The organism is Cognatundibacterium aquatile, from assembly GCF_014699135.1.
Classification (GTDB): domain Bacteria; phylum Pseudomonadota; class Gammaproteobacteria; order Burkholderiales; family Burkholderiaceae_D; genus Undibacterium; species Undibacterium aquatile.
Genome location: NZ_JACOFT010000002.1, coordinates 98,627 through 117,688, shown reverse-complemented (window position 1 = coordinate 117,688; position 19,062 = coordinate 98,627). Strand labels below are relative to the sequence as shown.

The following is a 19,062-nucleotide window of genomic DNA, read 5'->3' as shown; positions in this document are numbered from 1 at the left end:
TTGCCGAGTAAAAAAAGCTGCCTTATTTCAGGCAGCTTTTTTCATTTCCACCAACGCCTGCTCAATGTCGGCGATCAAATCTGCCGGCTCTTCCAGGCCGATATTAAAGCGCACCAGAATACCTCTGGACTGCCAGCGATCCCGCATCTGTTCTATGCGGTAAGGCAGGCACAGGCTGTGCGCACCGCCCCAGCTGAAACCAATCTTGAATAAGTTCAGACTATCGACAAAACGATCCGTTTGCTGCTCGGTATAACCCTCATCAAACAGCACTGAGAACAAGCCACCTGCTCCACTGAAATCGCGCTTCCAAACCTCATGTCCGGGGCAATCCGGAAAAGCAGGATGCAGCACCTTGCCAATCTCCGAACGTTGGGCCAGCCAGGCAGCGACTTCACGCGCACTGCGATCATGCGCCTCAAAACGCAATTTCAGGCTGGGTAAATTACGCAATACCAGATACACATCATCCATGCCCACACCAAAGCCCAGGCGCATGTGCGCAAGCTGCAAACGCGTATTGAGTGCTTTGTCTTTGGTGATGACTGCACCCATTAACACATCCGAGCCACCACTTTAGTATTTCGTCAGCGCCTGCATGATGATATCCACGCCATGTGCAAACGCCGGAAAGGCGATACCCGCAGACCAGGTGTTATCGAGCGCCACCAAAACTCCCCGGGCGTGTGCAGCAGCACAGATCGCCGGAATATCAGGCACTTCCATCGATACCGAACCCGGTGCTTCGGTCCAGATCAGGCGGGTATTTTCCTGAATCAACTCAGCAATGCCAGCGCCAATCAACGGATCATAAAAGCGTGCGCTGATACCATAATTCTGACTCAGCCAATTCGCCAGATCGCGATTCGGGTTATAGACGTTATCCGGAATCAATACATCGTCACCGCTTTTCAGCAATGCCAGATCTATCAGCGTGATTGCCGCCAGCCCACTCGGCACTAACAGGCAATGATTGCCCTGCTCTATTTCTGCTAAACGCGCCTCAAGGGTAAAACTGGTTGGTGTGCCATGCAGACCATAGGTGTACGAGGATTTATCCTGCCAACTGCGTGATCTCATCGCAGCGACACTGTCAAACAATACTGTCGACGCGTGATGAATCGCTACAGGAAACGCACCGAAACCATCTGGCGCTGTATAAGCACTATGAATCGCACGGGTAGCAACACCAGAGATCTGAGCTTCTTTTTTTGTCATATAACACCTTGATTGATTCAGCAATATCAAAACATCCCAGCACACATCTGTACGAAGAATATACTCCCCCCAGTATATTGAGAGCCCAATATTCGACAAGGAGATTTCATACATTTACTTAAAAAAATGGGGGAGTATCTATCAAAACCAGATTTTACCGGCCAGTTATCTGCATCATCAGCACAACTGACACCGATCGGCAGCAATCATCCCCCCATCAAAAACAGAACATCATGGTAATTTTGTAAAACATCGTTTCAACGCGGCAAAAACCAGCATGATTGCGGTCCAACATAAATTTCCTGTAATAAAAGTCGATTAGAATGACGCCTTTGTATCCAAGAGGACATCGCTATTTTTGCCCTTGTATCTGTCCGACCAGCAGACGCAAAAAATGCGGCCATATCAATCATTGACTACGCCACACTAAAACGAACGTACACACCCGTATTTGCAATGAGATGAATGTCCTCCTTTTAATACTCCGTAGTAGCTTACTCGTATATCTGATTCTGATTCCAGTCTTGACCCAGGCAGCGATCACCCGGGTCATCTATTCTGCCGGCGAAGTTCAGAATGAAACGCGTTTTAATGACGTGATTGAAATTCTGTGTACTGCACTGGAAAAAACCCGCTCACGATACGGTGATTATGAGTGTCTTCCAGACGCGCAAATCATGCCAAAAAAACGGGTATTACAAGAACTGGAAAAAAACGAACATAACATTAATGTCACGTGGAATCCAACCTCGATCGAGTTGGAACAGCGTTTTGCGACGATACGCTTCCCTTTGCGCAAAGGCTTGCTCGGCTATCGCGTTCTTCTGATCAACAAAGAAAATCAGCCAAAATTTGATCAGATAAAGACGCCGGAAGACCTGAAAAAAGTAAGCCTTGGTCAGGGCGTGGACTGGAATGACAATGCAATCTATGAGAACTACGGCATCAGGGTTATACAGGGAAAATATTCCCAGCTTTTCAAAATGCTGACCGCCAATCGTTTCGATGGATTCCCGCGTGGTATTGGCGAAATTCTGACCGAGTACGAAAAAAATAAAGAACGTAATCCAGAACTGAGCATAGAAAAGAATCTGCTGATTTACTATCCGTTTCCCTACTATTTTTTCTTCAACAAACAAGATACTGCGATACGGGACAGAGTGGAAACCGGCTTACGCATCATGCAAAAAGATGGCAGCTTCGATGCGATCTTCAATAAATACCATCAAGATGCAATCGAAAAGCTGAATTTAAAAGGACGCAACGTTATACGTCTGAGCAACCCGCTGCTTCCCAAAAATACACCAGTGAACGATGCAAAACTTTGGTATGTTCCCGTCAGGTAGCATAAACATGCGGCATATTTGCCGCTCAGGTTTGCGGATACTATCTGTATAAAAAAAGGCGCTGTATGCGCCTTTTTTTATTTCTTGCTGCGTCACTTCTTCGTTTTCTGTGGATCAGTATTCACTATCTCTAACGTAAAATCCTGCCGGACATTGCCATCGGCGGATAACCAGATGCCACGCACAGTTTGCCCTTGAAGATCACCATCCCATTGACCGGAAACATCCGTACCATCCACCGATTCTTCCATACTCAGCCTGTCTGCGGTCACCTCCCCGGCAAGCAAAATTTTCTGACTTTGCTGCGCACCTGCGACAACGACATAACTACCTTCAACACTGTCGCGATCTTCGGTTTTCGGTTGCAAATGCATACGCACCTGCTTAGCACCCAATTGTCCACGCAACTCTATGGCTCTGGCAAACACAGGATTCGACATCGCACTACCAGTTTGCAGCTCCTGCGCCTGGACTGTCCCTATACACAAGCAAACAATCAGCGATAGTCTGACCGACAACATCCACCTCATCAAACTGCCTCACCCCACAAGTCATGCGCATCCGCTGCGGTAATAGTGACGTTAACGAATTCTCCCACCTTCAGCTTGCGGTGCGGCTCAAATGGCGGCTTGACGTAAACAACACCGTCAATTTCCGGCGCATCCGCAGACGAGCGGCCGACGCCACCACTACGATCAAGAGAATCTATCAATACGCGCACCGTTTTACCAATTTTCGCCTGCAAACGTTTTTTAGAAATTTCTTCCTGCAACTCCATCACACGACGGCGACGATCTTCGCGAACATCATCTGGTAATTGATTGGCTAATTCGTTCGCTGTTGCACCTTCCACCGGTGAATACGCAAAACAACCAAGTCGGTCGATTTCTGCTTCTTTCAAAAAATCCAGAAGGTATTCAAATTCTTCTTCCGTCTCACCGGGAAAACCAGCGATAAAGGTCGAGCGTATCGTGATTTCCGGACACATCTCGCGCCAGGCCTTGATACGTTCTATATTTTTTTCGCCACTGGCTGGGCGCTTCATCCGTTTCAGCACATCGGGGTGTGCATGTTGCAGTGGCACATCCAGATAAGGCAAAACATGGCCATTGTTCATGAATGGGATAATCTGATCCACGTGCGGATAAGGATAGACATAATGCAGACGTACCCATGCATCGTATTGCTTCGCGAGTTCACCGAGCGCCTCGACCAGTTGCGTCATGTGTGTTTTGACTGGTTTGCCGTTCCAGAAGCCGGTGCGAAACTTCACGTCCACGCCATAGGCACTGGTATCCTGCGAAATAACCAATAACTCTTTCACACCAGCTTTGAACAGGTTTTCTGCTTCCAGCATCACATCCGCGATTGGACGCGACACCAGATCACCACGCATAGAAGGAATAATGCAGAAACTGCAGCGATGATTACAACCTTCAGAAATCTTGAGATAAGCAAAATGCTTAGGGGTCAGCTTCACGCCTTGCGCCGGCACCAGATCAATGAATGGCTCGTGCGGCTTAGGTAAATGCTTATGGACTGCAGTCATTACCTCACTCAAGGCGTGCGGCCCGGTCACTTCGAGAACTTTGGGGTGAATAGACTGAATCATGTCGTTGCCGTCCGCGTCCTTCTTCGCACCTAGGCAACCAGTAACAATCACCTTACCGTTTTCAGCCAAAGCTTCACCGATGGCATCAAGAGACTCCTGAACCGCCGCATCAATAAATCCGCAGGTATTGACGATGACCAGATCGGCTCCATCATAAGATTTCGCGGTTTCATATCCTTCAGCACGAAGCTGGGTCAGGATTTGTTCAGAATCAACCAGTGCCTTCGGGCAACCGAGGGAGACAAATCCAACTTTAGGGGAGTTCGTGACTTCGGGACGGCGTATTTCAGTAATGGACATAACGATGCGTAGATAACAAAAAGGGTACAAAAGCGAATCCGCCATTGTACCCTTTACCACCTTTTCTTGCCCAGCTTAGGATGAAAATTCCTGAAAAATCAGAGGCTTAAGCTGTCGTAATTAAAATGCCTGCTTACTTTTTATTCACATCTTCCGGGTTAAACGGAAAAACATTGAATATATTTTTAGCCTGATTTTGCATCTGCTCCTGCATTTGTACGAACAGATTTTTACTTTGATCGATGTAATTACCCATCATGCCTTGCATCATCGGCCCCTGGACATTCATGAATTGCGTCCACATTTCAGGGCTGAACGGCTTACCTTCGTAGATTCCTTTGGAATTTTCAGCCAGTTTATTCTGAATATCAATGAATGCCTGCACGTTTTTTTCAAGATAATTACCCATCATTCCCTGCATGGCATGACCGTAGTAACGAATGATCTGGGATAACACAACGCTGGAAAACATAGGTGAGCCACCGGCCTCTTCTTCGAGAATAATCTGCAGCAAAATACTACGCGTCAGATCTTCACCCGTTTTAGCATCAACCACGGCGAAATCGTCGTTTTCAAGCACAAACTGCTTTACATCCACCAAGGTAATGTAACTACTCGTTTGCGTATCGTAGAGACGGCGATTCGGATATTTTTTAATCAGATGCTGTGTTGATTTTTTTGCGCTATTCATTGAAATCTCAATCGATAACTTACACATCCGGCTTCATCGCGAAATCAAGTTTCGACTAAATAAAACCAAGACTCACTCAAACAAACGCATGCACTCTTATGCCATTGAGTACAGCAATTTGATTGTCCCCTTTTTATCGCTATTTTTAACGTTGTTTTTTAAATTGGCAAAAAAAATATGCCCACCAAAATCCTTACTTTGGTGAGCATATTCTACCGCATTGCAGTAAAAAAACAGTAGCAAACTTGTTTAAATTGACATCGAACAACAAACAACAGTGACCACTGGCGTCACTCTTATCCCATATGCAAACCACCATTAATCGAGAAGTCAGATCCCGTTGCATATCCACCTTCATCCGATGCGATCCAGGCGACAATAGAAGCGATTTCTTCCGGTTCGGCCAGACGTTTTACCGGGATGCCGGAAACGATTTTTTCAAGCACATCAGGTCGAATCGCCTTCACCATATCCGTACCGACATAACCTGGAGAGACAGTATTAACCGTCACACCTTTGGTCGCAACTTCCTGCGCCAGCGCCATCGTAAATCCATGGATACCAGCTTTCGCGGTGGAATAATTAGTCTGACCAAACTGCCCTTTCTGCCCATTGACCGAAGAGATATTAATAATCCGACCCCAGCCACGATCAACCATACCTTCAATGACTTGCTTGGTGACGTTGAACAACGAGTTCAAGTTGGTATCCATCACGGCATCCCAATCGGCCTTGCTCATTTTCCGGAACTGACCATCACGGGTAATACCGGCGTTATTCACCAACACATCAATTTCACCAACTTCTGCCTTAACTTTATCAAAAGCAGCTTTGGTTGATTCCCAATCTGAAACGTTCCCCTCTGAAGCATGAATGTCCAGCCCCTCGGCACGCATATCGGCGAGCCATTTATCCTTGCGAGGAGAGTTCGGGCCACAACCTGCGATGACGGTATAGCCTTCTTTGCACAAACGTCTGCAAATTGGAGTCCCGATTCCACCCATACCACCTGTTACGTACGCAACACGTTTCGCCATACTTTTTCTCCTGTTTTAAATTTAAACTGCAGAAATATCCACCATTACACTAATTTGCTCTGACTTTGACGTAGCGTCCGGGGGCTGCTTCGATTTCCGTATATTCTGCATTTCCCGGTTTTACAGGTGCCTTTACCATTTTCCCGCCATGTTTTGCCAGAAATTCTGACCATACCGGCCACCAACTACCTTGATGTTCAACTGCGCCGGAAAACCAGGCATCAGCGCTCTCAGTTGCAACCGGATTAAACCAATAGCTGCGTTTTTTCTTTGCCGGAGGATTGATGACGCCGGCGATATGGCCAGAAGCGCCAAGCACAAACATATTTCGCTCTTTGTGCTCTGGATTCAATATATTCAGCGATGCAAAAGCGGCCTTCCAGGGAACGATGTGATCCTCACGGGAACCGTACACAAATACAGGCGCATCAATCGTTCCGAGAGAAACCTGATTACCTGCAACGGTCAACTCACTGGTTTGTCGTAATTTATTTTCCAGATAAGTATTTCTCAGATACCAGCAAAACATAGGCCCCGGTAAATTAGTACTATCGGCATTCCAATACAAAAGATCGAACGGCGGCGGCGCCTCCCCTTTCAGATAATTCGACTGCACATAGCTCCAAACCAGATCATTCGCACGTAAGCTTGAAAAAGTACTAGCCAGATCACGACCCGGCATAATGCCTTTCCGCCCGATACTTTGCTCGCGCAACGCAACCTGTACCTCGTCCACAAACACGTCCAGCACACCCGTGTCTGAAAAGTCCAGTAAGGTCGTCAACAACGTGAGGCTGCTTGCGGGATGAACTCCACGTGCCGCCAACACCGCCAAAGCCGTAGAAATAATCGTGCCACCGACGCAAAAACCAAAGGCATTAACCTTTTCCTGTTTACTGATGGCGCGTACGACCTCAAAAGCCTTGATTGCACCGTCTTCAATGTAGTCATCCCATGTCACTTCAGACATAGACCCATCAGGGTTGGCCCACGAAACCAGAAATACCGTGTGCCCTTGCTCAACGGCATAGCGTACCAGCGAGTTCTCTGGTTGCAGATCAAGAATGTAATATTTATTAATACAAGGCGGAATCATCAGCAATGGGCGCTGATGAACTGTTTTCGTCAGAGGGGTATATTGAATCAACTGAAATAAACGGTTTTCAAAAACCACTTTACCTGCCGTTGTTGCTACGTTTTTACCCACTTCAAACGCAGACTCGTCCGTCTGCGATATGCGCCCCTTTTGCATATCAGCGAGCATCTGACTGATGCCCCGGGCCAGACTTTCCCCTTTGCTTTCGATAAGCTTTGACTGCGCCTCGGGGTTTGTAACCAGGAAATTGGCTGGAGACATCGCATCAATCATTTGCTGCACCGCAAAACTAATTTTTTGTTTGATTTTTTGCGGAGCTTCAACTGCCTCAGCAATTGCCATCAGAAACCGTGCATTCAACAAATAGCTGGCAGCACTGTAAGAGTGCATCGCATGATTATGCCAGTCCGTTGCGGAAAAACGCTTATCGTTCAATTCCGGCAATTTCGACAAAGCGAAATCCTGCCACAAACGCCCGAACTCCTGCATGTATTCATTCTGCAAGCGTGCCAGCGCCGCCGGATCTATCTTCGCACCGATATCTTTTAACACATCTGATACCGGCATTTCCGCCATAGCCCTTACTGGCTGAACCCAATCCTGCCAAGGTGCCTGACTTCCCAACTGTGACATCCATTCGGAGTACATAGCTTGAGGATCGAAAGTCTTCATGCGAGTCTCCTGATTTTCGCGTATCGTTTCAAGTTAATTATTGAACGTCCTGCTATCCTGATATTTGATTTTCCTCTGCCAGACAGACTGAATTTAGAAAGAAATTTTATGTACATTGTCGCAATTGCCTGGATCTATGTTGTTTTGCTGATGGCAATGACTGAACCTTCATTTATCGCAGGATGCATGACTTTTATCATGTACTGTGTTTTTCCTTTGTCTATTGTTTTATACCTGATGCGCGCCCCTCAACGCAAGCATAAGCGAGCAGAAAACCAAGCTGCACCGCAACAATCCGGCTCTGACAAAGCCCATTCAGAAACATAAGCCGAAGACACTTATTTATTAGCTGCGGCGTCAAGCCAAATCAAACTGATCATGCGCCCGGTAACACCGTCGCGCCGATACGAATAAAAGTTTTCTTTATCGGTAAAGGTACAAAAGCTGCCGCCAAAAATATCATTGACGCCTTCAAACAATAAAATTTCTCTCGCCAACTGATAGATATCAGCAAAATACTTTTCCGTCTCAGTCGAAGACGTTTTTTTGCTGAAGCAGTGTACAAAATTTTTACCCGCAGATGCAAAAATATCAACTACATCTTGACCAACCTCAAATGTGTCCGGACCTATTGCCGCCCCCATCCACGCAAAAATCCGCTCAGCTCCCCGAGCACGCATTTCGGCAACCGTACTCTGCAATATCCCATTCGCTAACCCACGCCAACCCGCATGTGCGGCAGCAACAACTTTTCCGCTTTCGTCACAAAACAAAACTGGCAGACAATCAGCGGTCAGAATTGCGCAAACTTTCCCGCTGACCGAACTGACGACGGCATCAGCCTCCATTCTAGACTCAAGGACATCAACATCCACGACAATATTACCGTGAACTTGTGATGGTAAGATGACATCGGATGGCAGACATGCATTTATTTTTGCGCGATTGTCAAGAACTGCCGCAGGATGGTCCTGAACATGCAACCCGAGATTCATTCCGTGCACTCCGCAAACGTTCCCATATACTCCGGAACTCACACCACCGCTGCGTAACGTTGAAAATGCCTTCACTGAAGAATGAATGCCGCACCAGTCGGGTTGGATTACCGGAAACGGCAAGGTATCTTGCGGCATACGACTCATGGCAAGGAAATTCCAGCATCATTCAGCAACTGAAGAAAATCATCAGCAACGGCCACTTCCCACTCCACATGTTCACCCGTCTGCGGATGAATTAATCCCAGCTTCCTCGCTTGCAAGGCTTGTCGTGGGAAAAAACGTGCGAGATGCTGCTTGCCATACAAAGGATCCCCCACCAAAGGAAATCCTAGAGAATGCATGTGAACACGAATCTGGTGGGTGCGACCAGTTTCTAACTGACATGCCACTAAGCTGACAGGAAATTTCTCTAACATCCCCGTCGCGATACGCTGAAAATGCGTGACGGCGGGCTTGGCAGTAATACTGCGAGAAACTGCCATCTTGATACGGTCACGCGGATGTCTTGCCATTGGCGCATCAACGGTACCGGAAACGTTAGGCGTTCCCCATACCAGCGCATAGTATTCCCGCTTCACGCTGCGATCTTGCAACTGACGCACAAGATCCGTGTGCGCTATCAGGTTTTTGGCAACAACCATTAATCCCGAGGTGTCTTTATCCAAACGGTGGACAATGCCAGCGCGCGGAACACCTAACAGCGCTGGCCACCGGAACAGCAAGCCATTCAACAAAGTTCCCGACCAATTACCGGCGGCGGGATGCACCACCAGTCCGGCCGGTTTGTTCACAACAATAACGGCATCATCTTCATAAACGATATCCAGAGGAATGTCTTCTGGCGCAAAAGCACCTTCATCGGGAGCGGCCTGTGGCTCAATAATAATTTTTTCATCACCAAGCATCGTCATCTTGGTCCGGCCGGGCTTCCCATCAACCGTAACGAAGCCATCCTCTATCCATTGCTGAATACGGCTGCGGGAATATTCCGGAACCAATTTTGATATGGTCTTATCCAACCGTTCGCCGCATGCAGCGGAGGTCAGTTTTAATTCTATATTTTCTGCTGCTGAAGAGAAGTCTTCGTCCACTTCTTCATCGTCAACTGCTAAGTCTAAATCGACGTCAACATCAGAATCTGACAAAATCACTGTTGTAGTTGGTTTCACATTTTTTGTCATCGGCTATAATCCGTAAATTGTTTTCATGCTCACGCACAAATCTATGCACATTAAATCTTTGAAATTGCTGGTTCTGGCTATGGCCGCGTCGTTGACTTTAAGCGGCTGCGGGGCTTTTGGTGACAAGGGCGACGAGACCAGAACGTGGTCCGCATCAAAATTATACGCTGAAGCAAAAGACGAAATGTCGAATGGCGGATATGAAAAAGCAATTCAGTACTTCGAAAAGCTGGAATCTCGCTTTCCCTTTGGTACCTACGCCCAGCAAGCACAGATGGATACCGCTTATGCTTACTATAAACAAGGTGATCAGGTGCAGGCACTGGCTGCAGTAGAGCGTTTCATTAAATTACATCCGAATCACAGTCATGTCGATTACATGTATTACCTGCGTGGTCTGATTAATTTTAACGATCAGTTAGGCTTACTCAATTTCCTGGCAAATCAAGATATTACAGAGCGCGATCCGAAAGCGTCACGCGATGCTTTCGATGCGTTCAAGCAACTGGCAACTCAGTTTCCGGATAGTCAGTACACTCCGGATGCAATCTCACGTATGAAATACTTGGTCAATGCGCTGGCGCAATACGATGTTCACGTTGCACGTTACTACGTCCGCCGTGGCGCGTACCTCGCTGCCGCCAACCGCGCGCAGGCTGCAATTACTGAATACCCTGATGCGCCGGCAATTGAAGAAGCGATGTTTTTACTGGTGAAATCTTACGACGCAATGGGAATGACAGAATTACGAGACGACGCGAATCGCGTATTTCTGAAAAATTTTCCTAACAGCGCTTACCTGACAGGTACCGCGAAAAACAAATCCGCTTGGTGGAAGTTCTGGTCCTGAAGTAGAAAAAATTCAAATAGCAAAGCCGGTCAATGACCGGCTTTTTTGTCTACGCTTAAATCTCCTCTGTTCGTCGCCTGAAAACCCAACGTCCATTCTCAGAAGCCTCCTCGTCGTATAAATAACCGTCAACGTTAAAGTTTTTTAATAATTCAGGATCTGCAATCGCATTTTCAGCGCAATAACGTGCCATCAATCCGCGCGCACGCTTGGCATAAAACGAAATAATTTTGTACCGACCATTTTTCCAGTCCTGGAAAACCGGATTAATAATGTCCGCATTCAATGATGTCGGTTTAACAACTTTAAAATACTCTTCTGATGCCAGATTAATTAATACTTTTTCGTTTAAAGAACGCAGTTGCTCGTTCAACAGGTCAGTTACTTTCCCCCCCCAAAATTGATACAGATTTTTGCCGCGTGGAGTCATTAAAGAAGTCCCCATCTCCAGCCTGTAGGCCTGCAATTGATCCATAGGCCTAAGCACACCATACAAACCAGATAAAATCCGGACATGCTTCTGTAGATAAGTTAAATGGTGCGCTTGCAGACTGGCCGCATTCAACCCTTCATAAACATCCCCATTAAATGCAAAAATGGCTTGCCTGCTCCGATCAGAGTCTGGCGTTTTCGTCCATAGCCGAAAACGATCAACATTTAAACAAGCTAACGCTGGCGAAATTTCCATCAACTTAATTAAATCAAGCTCAGATAGGCCTCGCGAAATGGATACCAATTCTTCCGCATCATCCAAAAGCTCAGGTACCGTAGAAATATTTGTAGAAATCGGGGTTTGAAAATCAAGACTTTTGGCTGGAGATAATACAATGAACATAAAAATTAACGAGATTAAACATAATGACCGCAATCATACCCAAGCACATCGTTATTGACACAAATGTCTGTCTGGATTTATTCGTTTTCAATGATCCACGCTGGCTAGACATTCTTCACGGATTAAAAAATGGACAGTTAAAAGCCATTACCCGCACCGACTGCAGAGAAGAATGGCTGGCAGTTCTGAAGTATCCACACCTGCCGGTGACTCAGGATAAGCTGCCAAATATTTGCCAACAATTCGATCTTCTCATCGAGTGCGTCGCGCCACCATTAAATGCGGATATACGATTACCAATTTGTAGCGACAAAGATGATCAGAAATTTCTTGAGATCGCCAGAGACAGCTCCGCAACCACACTGATCACAAAAGACAAAGCATTACTTAAGTTGGCAAGAAAAATTCGCAAAGCTGGGCTCTTTTCTGTAGAAACACCTGAGCAATTTTTAATAGCATGGACTCAGGAAAACAGCAAAACCAACGACAATCAAGTAAAACAATGATAAATTTTATTCCCATAGATCATTCTGCGATAAAGTACTGCTACTATGTTGTGGAGACTTGAAATGTAATTTACGGGCAGAAATAAAAAGATTACTGAAAATAAAATTGCTCAATGAATTAAATAGATAGATAACGCACTATTGAGTACAAAAAAACGCTCATTTTTGCCTAAAATTAACAATAACCCATGATATTTGTGGAAAAATTGCACAAAAGTCACAGCGATTATGGAGAGTGAAGAATTATGACCGATTCAGCAGATGATCTTGATGCATTATTTGAAGAGATGGCAAATCAACGCCAGGAAACAGAAACGTCACCCTCCGCAGGAACGGACGCTGCTTCAGCAACGACAAACAACGTAATGCAGGTTGGTGAACAACCACCGAAACTGAATCCACGCAACACAGACATTGAGTCTACAAAGCCTATTTTTGATCGTTTAGGCAATGTTGTCCGCATGTTGCATGATTCAATGCGACAGTTAGGCTATGATCGCTCCCTCTCTGATGTCGCGATTCAGGTTGCAGATGCGCAGGATAGGCTGGAGTATGTTGCAACATTGACAGAACAAGCGGCAAATAAAGTACTCAATGCGACTGACCTCGGAATGCCTGAGCAGGATGAACTCGCCAAAAAAGCGAAGAGCATGGACGTGCGTTGGACCGATTTATTTGAAGGCAAACTCAGCGTAGAAGAATTCAAGTCATTAGCATCAGACTCCAAAACTTTTGCCAATGCAGTTCTGACAGCAACGGATGCGGAAAAAGCTCGTCTTCTCGATATCATGATGGCGCAAGATTTTCAGGATCTGACTGGTCAGTTAATCAAGAAAGTCGTTGCAATCAATAAAGCGGTCGAGCACGAATTGGCTCAGATACTTCTTGATAATGCGCCGACAGAGTTGAAAGAGAAAGCAGTCGAATTAATGGAGGGGCCATCCGTACCGAACGCCGCACTGGAACAGGATGACGTAGATAATCTTCTTGATAGCCTGGGTTTCTGATGGATGATATGCTCAAAGAATTTGTCGTTGAGGCACTCGATCTCGCGACAAACGTAGAAGAACACCTGTTGTCTCTCGAACGTAATCCGGGCGACATGAATACACTGAATGCCGTCTTCCGATCGTTCCATACGATCAAAGGTGGCGCGGGTTTTATGAACCTGTCTGCAATGGTTTCTGCATGTCATTTAACAGAAAACCTGTTTGATGCATTGAGAACCGGCCAAGTCGCGGTCACACCTGAAGCGATCGAGGCAGCATTGGAAGCCAGCGGTTTTGTTGCCGATCAACTTACCGCACTGAACAACGGCGTCCCTCCTGAACAACTTTCAACGATGCCGAAAGCACTGGAAGCGATGCTGACAGATGCCATTGAGAGCAAGGGGGTCAGTAAAAAAGCCGCGGCACCAGCAACACCTCAAGTAGCGGCAACTGCGCCTGAACCGGTTGCGGTTAGTACATCGACGCCATCAGCCAACAATACTGACGGCGTCGATTGGGAAGCATATTACAGAGCAGTGACGCCGGCCGGCACATTACCTGAACCAGTAGCAACTGCCGTAGCGACGGCTCCAAAAGCGCCTTCTGCAAAAGAAGAACACGAAGCAGTTAAATCGTCCTTGTCCAGCACAGACGTCAAGCATACAGCCCCAGCCAAAGAGGAAAGCATACGGATAGATGCCGTGAAGCTGAACGTCCTGCTTGAGGTAGCGGGCGAATCTGTCCAAGCTGCAAATCAGGCTGCTGTGTTACTGGAAAAATTATCACAATTCAAGTTTGATGGTCAGGCGGCACCTTTGATGGCAGCACTGACAGAGACACTGACCCGCGCATCTCGTTATTCAACTGAACTGCAACGCGCAACGTTAGCCACCCGCATGCAACCTGTCGGGCGCCTTTTCCAGAAGTTCCCTCGCCTTGTCCGCGAACTGGCAAGAGACTTGGGCAAAGAGGTGGATTTAAATATCGAAGGAGCAGAAACAGAAGTTGACCGCGTTGTTGTTGATAGCCTGTACGATCCATTGGTGCATATGCTGCGCAACGCGCTGGATCACGGCATTGAAACTGCAGAAGAACGCTTGGCAAGCAATAAAACAGCAAGATCAACCATTTCACTGAAAGCGTGGCAAGAAGCCAGCAGCGTCATGATTGAAGTGTCTGATGACGGCAAAGGCATGGACGCGCAACGACTCCGGGATAAAGCCATCTCAAAAGGTCTGATCAACGCACACGATGCACGGACTGACGATGAAGCTTTCCAGCTGGTATTTTTACCTGGCTTTTCCACCAAAGAAGTTGCCTCCAGCGTTTCGGGTCGTGGCGTAGGTATGGACGTTGTAAAAACAGCCGTAGAACGTCATCGCGGTGCAATCCGCATATCCTCCGAACTGGGTAAAGGTACGACGTTTTTAATCCGCTTACCAATTGAGCTTTCTATTGTCCCAACGATGCTGGTACGTACCGATGGCGCATCATTGGCACTTCCTATGGCGACAGTGCAACGTGTTGTAGAATTGCCTGAGACATTTGAAAGCGTCGGCGGTCAACCTGTGCTTCGCGATCTGGGCCGCCCATTACCGGTTAAATCTCTGGGCAAAGTGCTCGGTTACATGCCATCGTCAGAACGGGTTGGCATTGTTATCGCTGCGCCAAATCCTTATATTTTATCGGTAGATTCGGTAGATGGAACCGCAGACCTGGTGATCAAACCACTCACCTGCATCAGCACCCCCGGCATTACTGGCACTGCTCGCTCGGCTGAAGGCGAACTCGTTCTGGTTACCAGCCTGTCTTTCCTCATTGACGGCTGCAAAGTTCGCGAGATGATGACGGCGTAGTTTTTCTCACAGTGCATCAAGTACGAAAGGGCTTCACTCCGATAGGATTGAAGCCCTTATATTTTCTGCTTGCCCGCTCTCCTGTCTTACAGCAATACAAAAAACAGACTTTCGCGTACTCTGTCAGAATAACGGCATTCATATTCATTATTCCGTGCAATGCCAACATCATCATTAGTAAAGCAAGTGAGCGATCTGGATAATTTTTTACAACCAAGCGCCTTTTCACGCCTGCCAGCCAGTTTCTATACGCACTTGCAGCCGACTCCGCTACCACAACCATACGCCATCGCCGTCAGTACACCAGTTGCGGCACAATTCAATCTGGATCCGGCATTGCTGCTCACGCCAAGATACGTTGAGGCTTTCACTGGGAATTGCAATATTCCCGGGGCGAATCCACTGGCCAGCGTTTACTCAGGTCATCAATTTGGCGCATGGGCAGGGCAACTCGGTGATGGTCGGGCGATACTTTTAGGTGATGCCATAGATAAACATCAGCAACGCTTTGAAGTTCAACTGAAAGGCGCCGGCCCAACCCCCTATTCCCGCTCCGGCGATGGACGAGCAGTACTGAGATCGTCGATCCGTGAACTCTTGTGTTCCGAAGCAATGCAGGCACTGGGAATACCGACATCCAGAGCGTTGGCAATCACTGGGTCTGATCAGGGCGTGATGCGAGAAACGGTAGAAACCAGCGCGGTTGTTACGCGACTCGCTCCTAGCTTTATCCGTTTTGGATCATTTGAGCATTGGTACTACAACAACCATCCTGACGAATTAAAAATTCTGGCAGATTTTGTGATCAGGCATCACTATCCTGAAGCACTGGAACAGCCCAATCCCTATCAGGCATTCCTCAGTACGGTAACGCAAAAAACAGCTGAACTGATCGCCAGTTGGCAGTCCGTCGGATTCATGCATGGCGTCATGAATACAGACAACATGTCTATCCTGGGCTTAACACTGGACTACGGTCCGTTTGGATTTATGGAAAAGTATGATGAAAGGCACATTTGCAATCATACAGATCAACAAGGCCGATACTCCTACCGTATGCAGCCCACAATCGGACACTGGAATACACATGCGCTTGGCCAGGCCTTACTGCCGCTGATAGGCAGTGTAGAAGATACGCAACTGGCACTGGATTGTTACTCGCCTTCTTTTACAAATAAATGGGAAGCACTGCTACGTAAAAAACTCGGATTATTGACCATTCAAAATGACGATAAGGAACTGACTGATCAGCTATTTAATATCATGCAGGAAAATCATGCTGATTTCACGCACACTTTCAGATACCTGAGTCACCTCGAAAATCACGTCAGCTCAAAAGACGACGATTTCATCAGCATATTCAGCAATTCTCAAGCTGCGATTGATTGGCTGGAACTTTACCGGGCACGGCTGGTCTCTGAAGGCAGTAAAGCCAAAGAAAGACAAAGTCGTATGCAAGCGAGCAATCCCAAATATGTGCTGCGAAACTATCTTGCGCAAATTGCGATTGAAAAAGCGCAGAATAAGGATTTCAGTGAAGTCCAAAAGCTGCTGACAATTCTCGAACACCCCTTTGATGAACAGCCAGAGCATCATCTATACTCAGATGAGCCACCGACTTGGGCACAACATCTCGAAATCAGTTGTTCCTCGTAAACAAAAGAAAATATGAATAAAATACATAAGACCGATGCTGAGTGGCGCGCTCAGCTTGATCCTATCGAATATCAGGTTACGCGCCATGCAGCCACGGAAAGAGCGTTTACCGGAAAATACTGGGATCACCACGATATCGGCATCTACACTTGCGTCTGCTGCAATACACCACTGTTTGCATCCGATACAAAATTTGATTCTGGCTGTGGATGGCCAAGTTATTTTCGTGCACTCAACCCCGCGAATGTCTTGGAGAAGATAGACACATCTCACGGCATGACTCGCACCGAAATTGTGTGTAATATCTGCGACGCCCACCTTGGGCACGTCTTTACTGATGGCCCACCGCCAACAGGACTACGTTATTGTATTAATTCTGCGTCTTTGAAATTTGAACCTTTGCCTGAGTAACTTTTTAATGAAATTTTTATTTGATATTTTCCCCGTCATTCTGTTTTTTGTGACGTTCAAATGGGGGGAGAGCCACCCTACTGCTGCACAGGCGTATATAACTGAATTTCTTTCCGAACTTGTGTCCGGTGGCGGCAGCACCGAGGAAGTTGCGCCAATTCTACTTGCCACGGCTGTGACACTGGTTGCATCTGTATGCCAGATCACCTATCTGCTTATACGTAGAAAGAAGGTCGATGCAATGCTTTGGATTTCATTCATCGTCATCATGGTATTCGGCAGCGCAACTATTTATTTCCATAGCGAAGCATTTATTAAATGGAAACCAACTGTCCTTTACTGGTGTTATGCCGTAGCGTTTTTGCTGGCACAGTTTGGCTTTAAGAAAAATCTGATCCGTACTGCAATGGAATCGCAAGTAAAACTCCCGGAGCAAATCTGGTCTCGCCTCAGTCTTGCGTGGATCTGCTTTTTTTCAGTAATGGGAATAGCGAATCTGTTGGTAGCCTACAATTTCACGACGTCAGCCTGGGCGAATTTCAAGCTGATATCTATGATAGGGATCATGCCTGCATTCGTTATTATTCAAAGCTTATTTTTAACAAAATACATGGAAGAAACTGAGTCATGACACGTTTTGAAAAATTACACATACGTCTGACAGAAAATTTGCACCCTGTACTGTGTGAACTTCAGGATGACTCCCATGCACATGCAGGGCATGCAGGTGCCGCATCAGGAGGAAGTCATTACAGTTTGAAAATAATTTGTCCTCAATTTGAGGGCTTAAATCGCATTTCCCGCCATCGTCTGGTGTATGATGCCATTGGCGATATGATGCACACGGAAATTCACGCACTGGCAATCAGTGCACTTGCTCCGTCAGAGATACCGACCTAACCTAAGCAGTTTACTTATAATCCGTTTTTTATTTTGTTATTTTAGGAACAGACAATGACTTTTAAACCTGCTCATTTGCTGGTAGTACTTCTTGCAACAGCCCTGCCTGCAATGGCTCAAAATCTTGCTGTAGTCAATGGCAAAGCAATTCCTTCTTCTCGCGTAGATGCAATGGTCAAACAACTGGCATCGCAAGGTCAGCAAGACAGCCCACAGTTGCGCGCAATGGTGAAGCAAGAACTGATTAATCGTGAAGTATTAATGCAGGAAGCCGAAAAATCTGGCCTCGCTTCGAATGCAGAAGTAAAAAATCAATTGGAAATCGCCCGTCAATCTTTGCTGATTCGTGCGCTGATGATTGATTATGTAAAGAAAAATCCTGTTTCCGATGCCGAAGTACAGGCTGAATACGACAAAGCAAAAGCACAAGCTGGCGACAAGGAATATCACGCCTATCATATTCTGGTAGAAAAAGAAGATGATGCAAAAGCGATCATTTTGAAATTGAAAGCTGGCGCTAAATTTGAAGAATTAGCTAAACAATCTAAAGATACAGGATCCGCAGCAAAAGGCGGTGATCTTGACTGGGCAACACCAGCAACATTCGTTCCTGCATTCTCTCAAGCAATGACTGCTTTGCAAAAGGGTCAGTTTACCGAAACACCGGTTAAAACTGAATTTGGCTTTCACATCATCAAATTAGATGATGTACGCACAGCAAAATTCCCGACACTGGAAGAAGTAAAACCACAGATCGTTGATGGACTGCAGCAACAAAAAGTGCAGGCTTATCAACAAGCGTTGGTGAAAAAAGCAAAAGTTCAGTAATTACAATCAGGTTCAGTTCAAAAAAGAGGCGTATTAAACGCCTCTTTTTTATTTGCGATGCGGTCAAATAAAATCAGCAA

The 19,062-nt window shown here is 46.5% G+C and carries 19 protein-coding genes and 1 pseudogene; 11 read left to right on the top strand and 9 right to left on the bottom strand.

Annotation, left to right across the window (positions count from 1 at the left end; translation table 11 throughout):
- Positions 1–27: 27 nt before the first annotated feature.
- A pseudogene (locus tag H8K26_RS04945) lies at positions 28–1,218 on the bottom strand (cystathionine beta-lyase).
- Between the two features lie 461 nt (positions 1,219–1,679).
- Between H8K26_RS04945 and H8K26_RS04940 the strand changes: the two are divergent.
- Complete coding sequence (locus H8K26_RS04940; protein ID WP_190477825.1) at positions 1,680–2,564, top strand: transporter substrate-binding domain-containing protein; 885 nt, start codon at positions 1,680–1,682, stop codon at positions 2,562–2,564.
- A 92-nt stretch (positions 2,565–2,656) separates the two neighbouring features.
- Here the strand turns inward: H8K26_RS04940 and H8K26_RS04935 are convergent, their stop codons facing one another.
- From H8K26_RS04935 to phaC, 5 genes are all read right to left on the bottom strand, one after another.
- Positions 2,657–3,094 (bottom strand): hypothetical protein, encoded by a 438-nt coding sequence (locus H8K26_RS04935; protein WP_190477821.1) that lies wholly within the window; start codon positions 3,092–3,094, stop codon positions 2,657–2,659.
- Positions 3,094–4,476 carry a 30S ribosomal protein S12 methylthiotransferase RimO gene (rimO, locus tag H8K26_RS04930; protein ID WP_186885521.1) on the bottom strand — a complete coding sequence of 461 codons (1,383 nt, stop codon included), beginning with the start codon at positions 4,474–4,476 and terminating at the stop codon, positions 3,094–3,096. Before rimO ends, H8K26_RS04935 begins: the two co-directional genes overlap by 1 nt.
- A gap of 133 nt (positions 4,477–4,609) precedes the next feature.
- A complete protein-coding gene (phaR, locus tag H8K26_RS04925; protein ID WP_186885522.1) occupies positions 4,610–5,167 on the bottom strand; it encodes a polyhydroxyalkanoate synthesis repressor PhaR in 558 nt (185 codons plus the stop codon).
- Between the two features lie 296 nt (positions 5,168–5,463).
- Positions 5,464–6,204, bottom strand: coding sequence for a 3-ketoacyl-ACP reductase (locus H8K26_RS04920; protein ID WP_186885523.1), 741 nt, complete (start codon positions 6,202–6,204; stop codon positions 5,464–5,466).
- Positions 6,205–6,253: 49 nt separating this feature from the next.
- A complete protein-coding gene (gene phaC / locus H8K26_RS04915; protein WP_190477819.1) occupies positions 6,254–7,972 on the bottom strand; it encodes a class I poly(R)-hydroxyalkanoic acid synthase in 1,719 nt (572 codons plus the stop codon).
- Here phaC and H8K26_RS17930 point away from each other — a divergent pair.
- On the top strand, positions 7,952–8,299 hold the full coding sequence (locus H8K26_RS17930; protein WP_317889244.1) for a hypothetical protein: 348 nt from the start codon (positions 7,952–7,954) through the stop codon (positions 8,297–8,299). The two genes, phaC and H8K26_RS17930, sit on opposite strands and share 21 nt — an antisense overlap.
- A gap of 11 nt (positions 8,300–8,310) precedes the next feature.
- On the opposite strand, the gene pgeF is transcribed toward H8K26_RS17930, so the two are convergent.
- Complete coding sequence (gene pgeF, locus H8K26_RS04905; RefSeq protein ID WP_190477818.1) at positions 8,311–9,105, bottom strand: peptidoglycan editing factor PgeF; 795 nt, start codon at positions 9,103–9,105, stop codon at positions 8,311–8,313.
- A 5-nt stretch (positions 9,106–9,110) separates the two neighbouring features.
- Positions 9,111–10,151, bottom strand: a complete 1,041-nt coding sequence (locus H8K26_RS04900) for an RluA family pseudouridine synthase (RefSeq protein ID WP_190477815.1) — start codon at positions 10,149–10,151, stop codon at positions 9,111–9,113.
- A gap of 43 nt (positions 10,152–10,194) precedes the next feature.
- On the opposite strand from H8K26_RS04900, the gene H8K26_RS04895 reads away from it, so the two are divergent.
- Complete coding sequence (locus H8K26_RS04895) at positions 10,195–11,001, top strand: outer membrane protein assembly factor BamD (RefSeq protein WP_186885527.1); 807 nt, start codon at positions 10,195–10,197, stop codon at positions 10,999–11,001.
- A 55-nt stretch (positions 11,002–11,056) separates the two neighbouring features.
- Here the strand turns inward: H8K26_RS04895 and yaaA are convergent, their stop codons facing one another.
- The gene (gene yaaA, locus H8K26_RS04890; RefSeq protein WP_190477813.1) at positions 11,057–11,836 is read right to left on the bottom strand and encodes a peroxide stress protein YaaA; all 780 of its coding nucleotides are present in this window, start codon (positions 11,834–11,836) and stop codon (positions 11,057–11,059) included.
- A gap of 23 nt (positions 11,837–11,859) precedes the next feature.
- On the opposite strand from yaaA, the gene H8K26_RS04885 reads away from it, so the two are divergent.
- The 8 genes from H8K26_RS04885 to H8K26_RS04850 all read left to right on the top strand — a co-directional run bounded on the left by H8K26_RS04885 (position 11,860) and on the right by H8K26_RS04850 (position 18,982).
- On the top strand, positions 11,860–12,342 hold the full coding sequence (locus tag H8K26_RS04885; RefSeq protein WP_186885529.1) for a putative toxin-antitoxin system toxin component, PIN family: 483 nt from the start codon (positions 11,860–11,862) through the stop codon (positions 12,340–12,342).
- 245 nt (positions 12,343–12,587) lie between these two features.
- On the top strand, positions 12,588–13,349 hold the full coding sequence (locus tag H8K26_RS04880) for a protein phosphatase CheZ (protein WP_190477811.1): 762 nt from the start codon (positions 12,588–12,590) through the stop codon (positions 13,347–13,349).
- Complete coding sequence (locus H8K26_RS04875; protein WP_186885531.1) at positions 13,349–15,187, top strand: chemotaxis protein CheA; 1,839 nt, start codon at positions 13,349–13,351, stop codon at positions 15,185–15,187. The genes H8K26_RS04880 and H8K26_RS04875 overlap by 1 nt, the downstream gene beginning before the upstream one ends.
- 159 nt (positions 15,188–15,346) lie before the next feature.
- Positions 15,347–16,843: a protein adenylyltransferase SelO gene (locus H8K26_RS04870; protein WP_190477809.1), complete on the top strand. Its 1,497-nt coding sequence runs from the start codon at positions 15,347–15,349 to the stop codon at positions 16,841–16,843.
- A 12-nt stretch (positions 16,844–16,855) separates the two neighbouring features.
- Positions 16,856–17,254, top strand: a complete 399-nt coding sequence (gene msrB, locus H8K26_RS04865; RefSeq protein ID WP_190477807.1) for a peptide-methionine (R)-S-oxide reductase MsrB — start codon at positions 16,856–16,858, stop codon at positions 17,252–17,254.
- Positions 17,255–17,261: 7 nt separating this feature from the next.
- A complete protein-coding gene (locus H8K26_RS04860; RefSeq protein ID WP_190477805.1) occupies positions 17,262–17,885 on the top strand; it encodes a septation protein A in 624 nt (207 codons plus the stop codon).
- Positions 17,882–18,154 (top strand): BolA family protein, encoded by a 273-nt coding sequence (locus tag H8K26_RS04855; RefSeq protein ID WP_186885535.1) that lies wholly within the window; start codon positions 17,882–17,884, stop codon positions 18,152–18,154. Before H8K26_RS04860 ends, H8K26_RS04855 begins: the two co-directional genes overlap by 4 nt.
- A 54-nt stretch (positions 18,155–18,208) precedes the next feature.
- On the top strand, positions 18,209–18,982 hold the full coding sequence (locus H8K26_RS04850) for a peptidylprolyl isomerase (protein ID WP_186897235.1): 774 nt from the start codon (positions 18,209–18,211) through the stop codon (positions 18,980–18,982).
- The last annotated feature ends 80 nt before the right edge of the window (positions 18,983–19,062 follow it).